Annotated in this window: 10 protein-coding genes and 1 pseudogene; 9 read left to right on the top strand and 2 right to left on the bottom strand. The window is 35.8% G+C overall.

Going from position 1 to position 14,109, the window contains the following annotated elements; genetic code table 11:
- Positions 1–18 precede the first annotated feature (18 nt).
- The gene (locus AC5XHR_RS05565) at positions 19–552 is read left to right on the top strand and encodes a phage tail-like protein (RefSeq protein ID WP_495949794.1); all 534 of its coding nucleotides are present in this window, start codon (positions 19–21) and stop codon (positions 550–552) included.
- Positions 553–622: 70 nt separating this feature from the next.
- Here the strand turns inward: AC5XHR_RS05565 and AC5XHR_RS05560 are convergent, their stop codons facing one another.
- On the bottom strand, positions 623–1,600 hold the full coding sequence (locus AC5XHR_RS05560; protein WP_495949793.1) for a hypothetical protein: 978 nt from the start codon (positions 1,598–1,600) through the stop codon (positions 623–625).
- A gap of 96 nt (positions 1,601–1,696) precedes the next feature.
- Here AC5XHR_RS05560 and AC5XHR_RS05555 point away from each other — a divergent pair, with 96 nt between their 5' ends.
- Both AC5XHR_RS05555 and AC5XHR_RS05550 read left to right on the top strand, forming a co-directional pair.
- Positions 1,697–2,287, top strand: coding sequence for a Crp/Fnr family transcriptional regulator (locus tag AC5XHR_RS05555; protein WP_495949792.1), 591 nt, complete (start codon positions 1,697–1,699; stop codon positions 2,285–2,287).
- Between the two features lie 138 nt (positions 2,288–2,425).
- Entirely contained in the window at positions 2,426–5,770 is a 3,345-nt protein-coding gene (locus AC5XHR_RS05550; protein WP_495949791.1) for a T9SS type B sorting domain-containing protein, read from the top strand.
- A gap of 28 nt (positions 5,771–5,798) precedes the next feature.
- On the opposite strand, the gene AC5XHR_RS05545 is transcribed toward AC5XHR_RS05550, so the two are convergent.
- On the bottom strand, positions 5,799–6,713 hold the full coding sequence (locus tag AC5XHR_RS05545) for a WG repeat-containing protein (RefSeq protein WP_495949790.1): 915 nt from the start codon (positions 6,711–6,713) through the stop codon (positions 5,799–5,801).
- A gap of 167 nt (positions 6,714–6,880) precedes the next feature.
- Here AC5XHR_RS05545 and AC5XHR_RS05540 point away from each other — a divergent pair, with 167 nt between their 5' ends.
- From AC5XHR_RS05540 to yidC, 6 genes and pseudogenes are all read left to right on the top strand, one after another.
- A complete protein-coding gene (locus AC5XHR_RS05540) occupies positions 6,881–7,159 on the top strand; it encodes a co-chaperone GroES (protein WP_495949789.1) in 279 nt (92 codons plus the stop codon).
- Positions 7,160–7,272: 113 nt separating this feature from the next.
- The gene (gene groL, locus AC5XHR_RS05535) at positions 7,273–8,898 is read left to right on the top strand and encodes a chaperonin GroEL (RefSeq protein ID WP_495949788.1); all 1,626 of its coding nucleotides are present in this window, start codon (positions 7,273–7,275) and stop codon (positions 8,896–8,898) included.
- A 333-nt stretch (positions 8,899–9,231) separates the two neighbouring features.
- Positions 9,232–9,696: pseudogene (locus AC5XHR_RS05530) on the top strand (3,4-dihydroxy-2-butanone-4-phosphate synthase).
- 133 nt (positions 9,697–9,829) lie between these two features.
- A complete protein-coding gene (locus AC5XHR_RS05525; protein WP_495949787.1) occupies positions 9,830–10,417 on the top strand; it encodes an FEKKY domain-containing protein in 588 nt (195 codons plus the stop codon).
- A gap of 68 nt (positions 10,418–10,485) precedes the next feature.
- Complete coding sequence (pyrG, locus tag AC5XHR_RS05520; protein WP_495949786.1) at positions 10,486–12,093, top strand: CTP synthase; 1,608 nt, start codon at positions 10,486–10,488, stop codon at positions 12,091–12,093.
- Between the two features lie 158 nt (positions 12,094–12,251).
- Positions 12,252–14,057: a membrane protein insertase YidC gene (gene yidC, locus AC5XHR_RS05515; protein WP_495949785.1), complete on the top strand. Its 1,806-nt coding sequence runs from the start codon at positions 12,252–12,254 to the stop codon at positions 14,055–14,057.
- The last annotated feature ends 52 nt before the right edge of the window (positions 14,058–14,109 follow it).

The following is a 14,109-nucleotide window of genomic DNA, read 5'->3' as shown; positions in this document are numbered from 1 at the left end:
TAATAAAAATTGATTCAAATGAAAAATAATATAATAGTATGTGCATTAACCTTGTTTGGGATTTCTAGCATGAGTGCACAAGTAATTATTGGAACGGGAAAAACAGAACCAACCAACGCTTCAGTTTCGTTAGAGTTTGGTACCGAAGAAAAAGGAATTGTTTTGCCGTGGGTAACCAATGCTCAAGTTGTTAAAGATGCTGGAGCCATAGATGGAACACTTATTTTTGATTCAAATGATAAAAAAGTGAAATTGCTTGCTAATAATACTTGGTTTGATTATTCTACAATTAACGATGGTGTTGTCGATACATCACTTCAAAATCCGTTAACGGAGAAAACAAATGCAAAAGCATCAATTGGAGTTCCTAAAACACCAGCTGTTCAAGGTGTTTTAGTTCTTGAAGATACTAATAAAGGGATGATTTTACCTCAGGTTTCATCCTATACACACATTACGAGCCCAACTGCAGGGATGATGGTTTTTGATACATCGAAAAAACTATTGTGTTTTTTCAACGGTACAAAATGGTCCTTTTGGAAGGGGGAATAATTTAGATTTTTAATAGAAAGAATCCGCTTCATTTTTGGAGCGGATTTTTCTTTATTTTTTCTTTGAATGTTTATTCGTTGATGTACATGCTTACTTTTTTTAATTTCTTGAAAGCTTTACCATTTTCGTCCCATTCATAGCCTTCGTAAGGAGTGCCGTCAATTCGAACTTCGGTTCTGCACACATTTGCAATGAATAAACGACTGTCTCTCTCAAAATTAAAACCCCATTCCGGTTTGATGCAACTCATTGGCGTTTCGTAAATAGTTCCCGTACGAGAATCAATCATAAATCCTAGATAATTCGAATTTTTTTCAACGAAAACTAAAGTATAGAAATTAGCAAAATTGGGTTCGGTGGATTGAATACTATTTTCAATTTGTTTTTGAAATTTTTGCACTTTGCTATTGCTCTTCCAATTTACAGGAACTTGCTGGTTTTGAGAGGTTGTTTTCACCAAATACTGGTCAAATTTAAAAGACGTAACAATAGTGGCTGTGTCCATAACGGCTTCAGAAATAGTCGTATACTCTTCCTCGCCAGAAGAGGCCGCTGAAACCGTGTCCACAGGAATTGATTCAGTTTCTGGGAAAAAGCGTTCCATTTTTAAACTTTTTTCAAAATAAGTAGCAATTTTATCAACCACATCTTTGTCAGATTCACTATCGCAAAAAACTGTTGAAATTAAACTGCCTTTTTTCAAATAAACTTGTCTATTTGTACCATCATCCTTCATTTTTTGAGATTCACTTTCTGCACTGGAATTAGATATATATTGATAATGAACTACGCCTACTTCACTACTATTTTTCTTGGAAATGATGTCTCCATATATAAAGTTAATTTGCTTTTCATCGGCGTTATCATACAAACGTGCGGCTCCTGATTTGTCAAAAATTCCGGGGTTTTTTGGGAAGTTTTTGTCTTTTTCGCTGTTGTGTCCCCAAAAATTGGGGATTAACGAATTGGGTATTTTGTAAGCGTCGTAATTTTGGGCAAAGCCAATAGTGCTAAAGAAAAATAGGACAATTGCAAGTAGATTTTTCATCAATTTTTTTTATTTTTAATCAGTCGTAAATGTACTAATTCCAATTTATTTGTAGAATATTCCGATGTTTTGCATACTATTTGTTGAAATTTAAAAATGAGTTTTAAACATCTTTTAAAAGAAAAAATACTTCAATTTCATCCGCATTTTAATGAGGAAGTTCTAGAATTAGGGCTTCAGAAATTCAAATGTATGGATGTGCAAGCTGGAGATCATATTGTAAATTCTGGCGATGTTATTTCGGAATTATTCATTGCAGAAAAGTCTATTTCTCGGGCATATCGTGTTTCTGATGATGGAGAAGAGCAGACGCTTTGGATAGAGCCTGAACTCAAATTTCTTACCGATATGGAAAGTTTCAGGAATGGAACTCCAAATTTCATGAATATTCAGTTGTATGAAGATTCGGAGGTGATGTATATTGATCGAAAAGACTTGGTAGAGCTTTATGCAACCTATCATGATTGGTCTCTATTCGGGAATGCACTTATGGAGGATTATCTTATTTACATCTTTTCCATCACCAATTTGATGTTTTCTAACGATGCAACTTCCAATTATCAATTAATTGAAAAGCATTACGCACGCTATTTACAAGTAGTTCCTTTAAAACATATTGCTTCCCGACTAAATGTAAGCCCCATTACTATTTCAAGAATTCGTGGTGACAAACAAAAGAAAAAGTAAGCGTTAACAGATGTTAATTACAGAAAAAAATAGGGTTTTATATTTGTAAAAAACAACTACAAAACCATGGAAATTCGCTGATATCAAGTAAAGCTGATGCAAAGGATTTCTATCTTTTTTATTCTATTATTTTCTTTTTTGTCAATTGCTCTCGTAGGGCAAACGATTTGGTATGTCACGCCAACAGGCGCTGGAACCCAAAACGGAAATTCTTGGGCCAATGCACGATCGCTACAAAATGCCATTGCTAATTTGAATTCTGGACAAACTGAACTTAGATTACGACAAGGAAATTATCTTATCAATTCAACACTTAATATTGATTGGGGAAAAAAAGTTCGTTTAGTTGGCGGTTACAGCGGTGTGGGAACAACCCGAAATTACACTTTATATCCAACAAATCTCAATGGGCAAAATACCACTCAAATCATGTATATTCAAGAAGATGATTGTAGTATTGACGGTGTTAATTTCGTTAATGGATTCGCTACAGGAGCAAATGAAGGCGGAGCTGGACTTGTATTAAGAACCAATATTGCTCAGATTCGGAATTCAACTTTTAGAAATAATATTTCGGAAGGCGGTCGTGGTGCAGGTGCACTTTATCTCATGCACGGTTTCCAAGGTGCAATTCTTATTGATAACTGTACCTTCGAGAATAACAGGAGCAATCACAAAGTTTATCCAATGGGTGACAATGGCGGCGGCGCGATCCATAATTGGTCGGATAATGTCACCATAAAAAATTCTGTGTTCCGAAACAACTATGCGGAAAATGATGGTGGTGCCATTTATACTTGGGGAGAAAATTTCCAACTAGAAAATACACGGTTTGAAAATAATACTACCGAAACACAAGGCGGTGGTATTTATATTAATTATTATGATGTTAAATTAAAAAACACTCAATTTATTGGCAACAAAGCAGACGAAGGTGGTGGAATTTTTATTTTTGGAACATCACTTTCGGTTGAGAATTCACAATTCAATAATAATGAAGCCCAAGAAGGAGGTGCACTTAACAGCAGTTTTGGGAAATGGGATTTCCTGAATACCGTTTTTAGAAATAATAAAGCAAGCGAAAATGGAGGCGCAATATACAATCATCGATTTTCGGAAGTTTCAACGATTAACAAGTCTGAATTTTATGATAATGCTGCAAAACAAGGCGGTGCCATTTATAATTTTAGCGATGAAGGATTAAAAATTTCGAACGCGCTTTTCCACAAAAATTTAGCAAGTGACAAAGGTGGCGCTATATATAATTATCGAAATATTGAAGTTGCCAATGCAACTTTTGTTGGGAATACAAATACCGCTTTTATAATTCCCCGTTACGCAAATACGCCATCCAATCCGAATATTACTCATATTTATAATTCTATTTTTTATCAAAATACAGCAAAAACGGGAGGTTTTAGACCCGATATTCATTCTGAAATTGTCAACGCAGATAGTGGAGAGAAAGATATCCGACGAAATATTACGCAAAGTTACACTGCAGGTACCGCGAACCTTGTTGGCGTAAATCCACTTTTTATAAATAATTCAGCGAATTTCCGAGTACAACAAACAAGTCCAGCTGTTAATTATGGTGTGAATGCTTTGTATAATCAAGTTTCTGCAACTCCGGCCGGTACTTCTACCGATTTGGCTAATTTGCCAAGATTGGTGGGGGCTTCTATCGACTTAGGTGTTTATGAAGTGCAACCAGTTGTACTTGCGTGCCCTGCGATGACTTTACCCACGCCCAATGCAACCAATGTTCCCATTACAACAAATATTTCCTGGAATGCGATTGCCAATGCAACGGGTTATCGACTTTCCATTGGTACAACGCCAGGTGGAACCAATATTCGAAATAATTTTGATGTTGGAAATCTAACAACGTATAATCACCCAACCAATTTTTCACCTGCAACAAGATATTATGTGAGAATTACGCCATATAATACTGTTTCGGCTACAGCAAATTGTAGTGAATATTCATTTACCACTGCAAATCCTACGATAACGATCCCATCGTGTTCAACCATTACGTTTCCTGCTAATAATGGAATCAATGTTTCTGTTAGTCCAACAATAACTTGGACGGCTAGTTCAGGTGCGACAGGATATCGAATTCGAGTTGGAACCACGGCTGGCGGAAATGATGTTTTCAGTCAAAATTTAGGAAATGTTACTTCTTTTACACTTCCATCGAATTTAAATTACGGCACGAATTACTTTGTTCAGATTATTCCGTTTAATTCAGCGGGTGATGCAACGGGTTGTTCCGAACATCGCTTTAGAACGGAGAATGCTCCGATCTCGATTCCACCATGTTCTACGATTACTTTCCCAGCGAATAATGCGACAAACGTTCCCATCAATCCAACGATTTCGTGGACTGCAAGTTCAGACGCGACAGGTTACATAATTAGAATTGGAACCACGTCTGGAGGAAGTGATGTTTTCAGTCAAAATTTAGGAAATGTTACTTCTTTTACACTTCCTTCGAATTTAAATTACGGCACGAATTACTTTGTTCAGATTATTCCGTTTAATTCTGCTGGTGATGCAACGGGTTGTTCTGAACATCGATTTGTGACAGAATCTGCACCGGTTACAATTCCAACTTGTTCTGCGATTACATTTCCTACAAATAATGCAACGAATGTTTCGGTTAGTCCAACGATTTCGTGGACAGCAAGTTCAGGCGCGACAGGTTACAGAATTAGAATCGGTACAACTGCAGGTGGAAATGATATTTTGAATCAGAATTTAGGAAATGTAACAAGTTTCACGCTTCCAGCAAATTTGAACCACAACACGAATTATTTTGTTCAGATTATTCCATTCAATTCTGCAGGAGATGCGACTGGATGTTTCGAACATCGATTTAGAACGGAGAATGCTCCGATCTCGATTCCACCATGTTCTACGATTACATTCCCAGCGAATAATGCAACCAACGTTTCCATCAATCCAACGATTTCGTGGACTGCAAGTTCAGGTGCGACAGGATATCGAATTCGAGTTGGAACCACGGCTGGCGGAAATGATGTTTTCAGTCAGAATCTTGGAAATGTTACTTCTTTTACACTTCCATCAAATTTAAATTACAGCACGAATTATTTTGTTCAGATTATTCCATTCAATTCTGCAGGAGATGCGACAGGATGTATTGAGAATCAATTTACAACGGAGAGCCAAATCATTCAAGAGTTTAAAATTCCAAATGCGTTTACTCCAAACGGAGATGGAATAAATGATACGATTGATTTTTCAGAATTACTGAATCAAAACGACCTAAAGATTAAAGTTTTTGATCGCTATGGGAAACTACATTTCGAAGGAAATCAATCCAATCAATTTATTTGGGATGGTTCGTTTTATGGCAAAAAATCTTCAACAGGAACGTATTGGTATCTGATTGAGTGGAGTGATGCTCTTGGAGAAAAACATCTCGAAAAAGGTTGGATTTTATTAAAAAGCAGGTAAGGTATTTTTGAAGCTTTAGCTCGAGAAATTAATTTGAATGAATATCTTTGTTTTTCAACCATTTTTCAATCGGTTGCTTTTTGACAGGTGTATCATAGTATTCCTCACCGTTTTTCTTTAAAATTTTTGTTTCTTCATATTGACCATAAAAAGTGTCGGTTTTTGGGTCGTAATAGAAATTGTCTTCGGTTTCATTATCAAACGTCGTATGCCAATAATTGCTGTATTTATTGTACAATTTTATATGGTAATACGGCTCGTATTTTGTGGGTGGATATACGATTTCAAATTTAATATCATCTTTTGGTTGCTTGATTTTATCAGCAATTTTTGATTTATACGAACCAAATTTCTTAAGAATTTCAGCCTCTTTTTCTGCGTATTTAAATTGATGATCTAGATTCGATTTTAGTTTTTCAGGATAATTTTTAGCATCCAGAATGTTTCCGTTTTTATCCAATTGAAACCAAGTTCCGTCAACTAACGGAGGGTGTTCCGGATCAACTTTTCGATTAAAATAGCAACCCTTACAAGCGTCAACAATTCCATTTGTTAGAAATCCCATATAATCGTACTCGGCTGGAATTGCAATTTTTCCTTCTTTGTTGGCCAAACCTTGTTTTCCTTTTTCTTCGAATGCAACATGACCTTCAGAAAATACGACACTATAATCAAAAATCGTCGGTGTAAATAAGAATTTACCTTCACGATTATAGACTTTATAATCGATCATGTTTTCTTGAATTAAAATAAGATCCGTTTTTATTTCTTCTTTCTCTTTATAAGCTTCCCATAAGATACGGAATGACGGAATGATAACCTTGTTTTTAGAATCTCGAACACTCATGGTTGAATCGTTTTCCTTCACAAAAAACAACTTTGTTGCTTGTCCAAAATTTAAGGTAGAAATTAAAAATACAAGTCCAAAAAAAGGTCTTTTCATCATTCAGAATTAGAAATCTAAATATACTTTTTTCTGCCAAATTTTCTCGTTTTTATTTTTAGTGTGACAATTCTAACTTCAAACATGAAACTTCAAACATGAAATTTCAAATGGCACATTCTTGGAGAAAAATTAGAGAGAAAATAACTATTAAATAAAGATAAATTATGTCAGTAAATTTCAAACCACTAGCAGACAGAGTTTTAGTTGAGCCAACTCCGGCAGAAACGAAAACAGCTTCAGGAATTATCATCCCAGATACAGCAAAAGAAAAACCTCAAGAAGGAACTGTTGTTGCAGTAGGACCAGGGAAAAAAGACGAAGCGATGACTGTAAATGTTGGCGATAAAGTACTTTACGGTAAATATTCTGGAACAGAATTGAAATTCGAAGGAAAAGATTATTTAATCATCAAAGAATCTGATTTATTAGGAATCTTAGGATAGGATTTGTAAAAAGTACAATGTACTAAGTACACTGTATTTTTCTTATTCAGCTTAAAATCTAAACATTAAAAAGTACATTTTACATTGTACATCATACAATAATACATTTAAAAATGGCAAAAGAAATAAAATTCGATATCGAATCAAGAGACGCTCTTAAAAGAGGAGTTGATGCATTGGCTAATGCAGTAAAAGTAACTTTAGGACCTAAAGGTAGAAATGTGGTAATCGAGAAAGCTTTCGGTGCGCCTCACGTAACGAAAGATGGGGTTTCGGTAGCGAAAGAAATCGAACTTGAAGATAGAGTAGAAAACATGGGTGCTCAAATGGTAAAAGAAGTTGCTTCTAAAACCAATGACATCGCAGGTGATGGAACGACAACGGCAACGGTTTTGGCTCAAGCTATCGTAAGAGAAGGTCTTAAAAACGTAGCTGCGGGTGCAAACCCAATGGATTTGAAAAGAGGGATTGACAAAGCGGTAGCTAATGTTGTTGAAAATTTGAAATCTCAATCTCAAACGGTTGGTGATTCTACAGATAAAATTAAGCAAGTAGCTTCTGTATCAGCAAATAATGATGAAACGATTGGTTCTCTTATTTCTGAAGCTTTTGGAAAAGTTGGAAAAGAAGGTGTAATTACAGTTGAAGAAGCAAAAGGTATTGATACGACAGTTGATGTTGTAGAAGGTATGCAGTTTGACAGAGGTTTCCAATCTCCATATTTCGTAACGAATCCAGAAAAAATGGTTGCTGAATTGGATAATCCATACATTCTTTTAGTTGAGAAAAAAATCTCTTCAATGAAAGAATTACTTCCAGTTTTGGAGCCAATTGCCCAAGGTGGAAAATCATTATTGATTATTTCTGAAGAAGTTGAAGGAGAAGCTTTGGCAACTTTAGTAGTAAACAAATTGAGAGGTTCTCTTAAAATTGCTGCCGTTAAAGCGCCAGGTTTTGGTGATAGAAGAAAAGCAATGCTAGAAGATATCGCAATTCTTACAGGTGGAACAGTAATCTCTGAAGAAAGAGGTTTCACAATGGAGAATGCTACAATCGAAATGTTAGGTACTGCTGAAAAAGTGGTTATCGACAAAGATAATACGACTCTTGTAAATGGAGGTGGAGACGAAGCTCAAATCAAAGGAAGAGTTGGTCAAATCAAAGCTCAGATGGAAACAACAACATCGGATTACGATAGAGAAAAATTGCAAGAGCGTTTGGCCAAATTAGCTGGCGGTGTTGCTGTTCTTTACGTAGGTGCCGCTTCTGAGGTTGAAATGAAAGAGAAAAAAGACAGAGTTGATGATGCGCTTCACGCAACAAGAGCAGCGGTAGAAGAAGGTATCGTTGCTGGTGGAGGTGTTGCTTTAGTTAGAGCAATCGCTTCTTTAAATTCAGTTTCTGGAGATAATGCAGATGAAACGACAGGGATCAAAATCGTAAAAAGAGCAATCGAGGAGCCATTGAGACAAATCGTTGCTAATGCAGGTGGAGAAGGTTCTGTTATCGTTGCTAAAGTAGCAGAAGGTAACGGAGATTTCGGATACAATGCAAAAACAGACGAGTATGTAAACATGCTTGAAGCAGGAATTATCGACCCAACTAAAGTAACGAGAGTTGCTCTAGAAAATGCGGCTTCAGTTGCAGGAATGCTTTTAACAACGGAATGTGTAATTACAGAAGTTAAGAAAGACGAACCAGCAATGCCAATGGGCGGTGGTATGCCAGGAATGATGTAATGGTAAATAATTGATTATATGAAAACCTTCACTTTTCAGTGAAGGTTTTTTTTTATTTTTTTAATATGAATTACACAGCTGCTAATATCGTATATCTAGCGCAAAAATTTTAAAACGCCGGTCTTATTTTAGAGCAAAATTATATTAAGAATAGTAATAATTTGAGTAAAGAAAAAACTTTAATACTAAATAAGCAAAGTCTTACTCATGAAATAGAGCCTGCATCAACTTTATGTGGGTTATCATTGGAATTGTATTCTCCTTGTAGATGATGAAAATCGCGAAAACGAAGGCAACATCATCTTTCCAGCATCCACCATTACATAACAAGATATGGCGCTTCTCATCCGAGAATGTAGCATTATTGTTTGTCTTTGTAATTCTGAAGAGAAAAGTAAAAAACTGAATCTCCGACCAATGGTGGAAACTAACACCAGTAAAAATCAAACCGCTTTTACAATTTCGATTGAAGCTAAAGAAGGTGCGGAATTTGGTGTGTCAGCAAAAGATCGAGTAACTTCCATTAGAACAGCCGTTGCAAAAATGCCGATTGCAGATGATATTGCATCTCCAGGTCACGTTTTTCCTTTAATAGCGAAAAATGATGGCGTTTTCGAAAGACTTGGACATACCGAGGGAAGTGTTGATTTGGTGAAGTAAGCAAATCTTGGTGAAGATGCGGTTCTTTGTGAACTGACCAATGAAGATGGCACGATGGCTCGACTTCCAGAAATTATTCAGTTTGCATCAAACAGAGAAATGACGGTAGTTACTATCGACGATCTATCAGTATCGTAAAATGATGAATTAAATAGATAAATTATTTAACGTACATTATTCCTTCATTAAGTTAAATGAAGGATTTTTTTTCTGTTTTTCCGTTTCGATTTAACTAAATAGAATAAAAAGAATCAAAGTTTAAAATCACGATATGAAATGGTCCTATTTTAGTTTTGTCTTTGCTTTATTGTTGTTATTAAGCTTTGGTCATGCGCCTTTGAGGGTGAAAGTTGAAGTTGAGAATCTATCAGGCGAAACCTTTGAAGGTGGAACCCTGAAAATTCCAAAACTAAATAAGTCGTTTACGATTGATGACGAAAAAAATGTCGATATTTACCTAGAGAAAGGCGATTACAAATTTGTTTTTATTCCGAAAAATAAATCAGTTTCTGCGATTGTTTTTCATCCAAAAATAATTTCGAAATCAAACGATGTTGTAAAAATTCAAATTCACAAAAACAAAACGATGATAGATACCACTTTAGATAGTTCTAACGTAGAACAGAGAATTAAAGAAAAGAAAGCACGTTTTATTTCTTTTGGAATTAGTCCTATGTTCGATAAAGCGTTTTCTGAAAAGTACGGCGTTGAGTTTACAAATTTGGGATGTGTGATGACGGAAACCTTGATGGAGCAAACGTCTCAAAACAATAAGATCATAGGTGATTTTTTAACTAAAAAGTTCGGTAAAGACTGGAAAGCTGATTTACAAGCGCTTCCGTACGGTTTAGAAAGATAAAGAATTAAGATGGGCGAAAAATTGCCTTGTATCTCTTTTTCCTTTAACTTTGCACAAACCTAAATCTAATGAGTAAAAAGAATACCAAATACATCTTCGTTACAGGGGGTGTTACTTCTTCACTTGGTAAAGGAATTGTTTCCGCTTCACTTGGCCTACTTCTAAAATCCCGAGGATACAACGTCACTATTCAAAAATTAGATCCTTATATCAATATCGATCCAGGAACTTTAAATCCGTATGAGCATGGTGAATGTTATGTAACGGAAGATGGTGCCGAAACCGATTTAGACTTGGGACATTATGAGCGTTTTCTGAATTCGAAAACCTCGCAGAATAATAATGTGACTACGGGAAGAATCTATCAAACTGTAATCGAAAAAGAAAGAAAAGGAGACTTTTTGGGGAAAACTGTTCAGGTTATTCCGCATATCACCAACGAAATTAAAAGACGAATTAAAATTCTTGCGAAAGAAAATTACGATATCATTATCACAGAAATCGGTGGTACGGTGGGTGATATTGAATCGTTACCGTATATTGAATCGGTTCGTCAGTTGAAATGGGAATTGGGTGAAAATAACTCGATGGTTATCCATTTAACATTATTGCCGTATTTGGCCTCTAGTGGCGAGTTGAAAACAAAACCTTCACAACATTCTGTTCGTCAATTGATGGAAAGTGGAATTATGGCGGATGTTTTGGTTTGCCGTACAGAGCATAAAATTGCAAAAGACCTTCGTGCCAAATTGGCGCAATTTTGTAACGTTGGAATCGAAAACGTGATTGAATGTATGGATATGGACACGATTTATGAAGTTCCTATCTATCTTCAAAAGCAGAATTTCGACGATGTTGTGTTGAAAGAACTGGGTCTTAACAATGATAAAACAGCAGATCTTAGTGATTGGAAAACGTTTTTGAAAAAACACAAAAGCCCGAAAAAATCTGTAGAAATTGCATTGGTTGGAAAATATGTGAGTTTGCAAGATTCGTATAAATCAATTGCAGAAGCATTTATTCATGCAGGAGCAGATTTGGATACCGAAGTGAAAGTTCGTTGGGTGTATAGTGGAGATATTACGGCAGAAAACGTAGCTGAAACTTTTAAAGGAATTGACGGAATGTTAATTGCTCCAGGTTTTGGAGATCGTGGTATTGAAGGTAAAATCGAAGCCGCGAATTATGCAAGAACGAATAATATTCCGCTTTTAGGAATTTGTTTGGGAATGCAGATTATGACTATTGAATTTGCGCGCAATGTTTTAGGTTTAACAAAGGCCAATTCAATGGAATTTGATACATCAACTCCAGAACCAGTTATTTCATTAATGGAAGATCAGAAAAATGTGGTTGATAAAGGTGGAACGATGCGTTTGGGAGCTTGGAAATGTACATTGAAGCAAGGTTCGAAATTAGCAGAAATCTACGGAGCGAAGAATATTTCCGAAAGACATAGGCACCGTTACGAGTTCAATTCAGAGTTTAAAAACGATTTTGAAAAGAACGGTTTAGTTCCAACGGGAATCAACCCAGATACGGGACTTGTAGAAACGTTAGAATTGAAAGATCATCCGTTTTATGTTGGGGTGCAATACCATCCAGAATATAAAAGTACGGTACTTACGCCGCATCCGCTTTTCAAAGCGCTTATTAAGGCAGCAAGTTCAAAATAGAAACATAAAATCACCCAATTTTTGGGTGATTTTTATTTCACACCATTTCACAAAGGAATCCCAAAAAAAATCAGTAATTTTGTCCGCCTTTAATTCTATGCAAAATATTGGTATTGTTTTGATAGAGTTGAAGAATATCCATTTTTAAGAATTTAACAATGCAACAGAAATCCGGTCTTGACAAAAATCAGTTAATCAGTTTCGTTATTTTTTCGATTCTTTTGATTGCTTCGATGTTCTATTTTCAGAACAAGCAAATGAAAGAAGAGCAAGAGTTACAAGCTCAAAAAGCGAAAACAGAAAAGGTTACTGCTTCTAAAACTCCTGTGGCTCCCGCTGCGCAACTTAATGGAACAGTGCAACCCGCTGCTATCCAAAATGTAAACCTAAAAAATTCTGAATTGAATTTGGAGTTTTCAAGTTTAGGAGGTCAACTTTCTAAAGTTGAATTATCGCAATATAAAGCGTACGACGAAAAATCAGATAATGCTGATCTTCCATTAAACTTGATAGCGAATAATTCTTCTTCGTACGGATTTCAATTCAAAGATAAAGCTGGAAAGGTTATTAATACCAAAGATTTGGTGTTTACGCCAACGGTTGCTGGAAATGTTGTAACATTTACCCATTCTAATAATGGAGCGACAATTCAGTTTGTTTATACTTTACTTCCAAAATATACCGTTGATTTTAAAGTTAAGTCTCAAGGTTTAGCACAACTTACGAATTCACCAACATCGGATTTTGTTTGGGATTATAATGTTCGTAAGATGGAAAAAGGACGTTCTCAAGAACAGACGCATTCCGAGTTCTCGTACGCGTTCAATAATTATAAAGATTATGATTATGATGGACGAACGGATATGGATGAAACCAAGGAAACATTGAACTGGATTGGTGTAAAACAACAGTTTTTTGCATCGGTAATTGAAGCAAAAAATGGATTTACAAATAGTAAGGGGTTTCAAGAAAATGTTGATGCTGGAGAATATTTGAAGAAAATGAACTACAGTGGAAGTGTAGCACTTCACGGTGGCGAATTGAATCAGGATTTTACATGGTATTTTATGCCATTGGACTTACCTTTATTAAAAGAATACAATAAGAATTTTGACGAAATCCTTCCTTTAGGATGGTCATTTATTGGCGCGATGAACCGTTTGTTCTTCATTCCGATGTATAACCTAATTGCATCTTGGGGAATAACTGCCGGTTGGGTGATCTTCCTTATGACGATCATTGTAAAATTGATTTTATCGCCAGTAATGTTCAAGCAGCACAAGCTAAGTGCAATGATGCGTGTTATTCGTCCAGAAATTGATGAGGTAAACGAAAAATATAAGAATGCGGATCCGATGAAGAAGCAGCAAGAAACAATGGCTGTCTATCGAAAGGCGGGTGTGAACCAGTTCGCGGGATGTTTGCCGGCATTGCTTCAGATTCCTATTTTCTATGCCTTATTCCGTTTCTTCCCGAACTTTATTGATCTTCGTGGTAAGAGCTTCTGGTTTGCAAAAGACCTTACAGCATACGATGATTTGATTAAATTACCATTCCAAATTCCGTTTTTCGGATGGGATCACATCAGTATTTTTGCGGTAGCGTGTACGGCAGTAGTTCTTATCTATACGGTTATGACGACGGGGCAAATGCAGCAACCACAACAAGAAGGAATGCCTAATATGAAAGTGTTAATGTACATTTTCCCAATTACATTCTTCTTCTTCTTGAACTCTGCAGCGTCTGGTTTATCATGGTATTATTTCGTGTCGAACGCGATTAACATTATCATTATTCTCGTTATTAAATATTGGATTTTAGATGAAAAGAAAATTCATGCTCAGATCCAAGCCAATAAGGAAAAGCCGAAGAAAGAAGGTAAATTCCAAAAGAGAATGCGTGAAATGATGGAACAAGCTCAAGAGCAACAAAAAGCTGCTGAAAAAGCAAGAAACAAAAAATAAGAACAACGAGTAAAATTTGTTCAATATCATAAAATAAAAAAGTCCGAAACGA

Source organism: Kaistella sp. CFF1-2 (assembly GCF_059509915.1).
This window is presented reverse-complemented; position numbering and strand designations above follow the sequence as displayed.

Excerpts from the sequence above, each read along its gene's own strand:
- AC5XHR_RS05565 (WP_495949794.1), top strand. The coding sequence starts at position 19 with ATGAAAAATAATATAATAGTATGTGCATTAACCTTGTTTGGGATTTCT.
- AC5XHR_RS05560 (WP_495949793.1), bottom strand. The coding sequence starts at position 1,600 with ATGAAAAATCTACTTGCAATTGTCCTATTTTTCTTTAGCACTATTGGC.
- AC5XHR_RS05555 (WP_495949792.1), top strand. The coding sequence starts at position 1,697 with ATGAGTTTTAAACATCTTTTAAAAGAAAAAATACTTCAATTTCATCCG.
- AC5XHR_RS05545 (WP_495949790.1), bottom strand. The coding sequence starts at position 6,713 with ATGAAAAGACCTTTTTTTGGACTTGTATTTTTAATTTCTACCTTAAAT.
- AC5XHR_RS05540 (WP_495949789.1), top strand. The coding sequence starts at position 6,881 with ATGTCAGTAAATTTCAAACCACTAGCAGACAGAGTTTTAGTTGAGCCA.
- groL (WP_495949788.1), top strand. The coding sequence starts at position 7,273 with ATGGCAAAAGAAATAAAATTCGATATCGAATCAAGAGACGCTCTTAAA.
- AC5XHR_RS05525 (WP_495949787.1), top strand. The coding sequence starts at position 9,830 with ATGAAATGGTCCTATTTTAGTTTTGTCTTTGCTTTATTGTTGTTATTA.
- pyrG (WP_495949786.1), top strand. The coding sequence starts at position 10,486 with ATGAGTAAAAAGAATACCAAATACATCTTCGTTACAGGGGGTGTTACT.
- yidC (WP_495949785.1), top strand. The coding sequence starts at position 12,252 with ATGCAACAGAAATCCGGTCTTGACAAAAATCAGTTAATCAGTTTCGTT.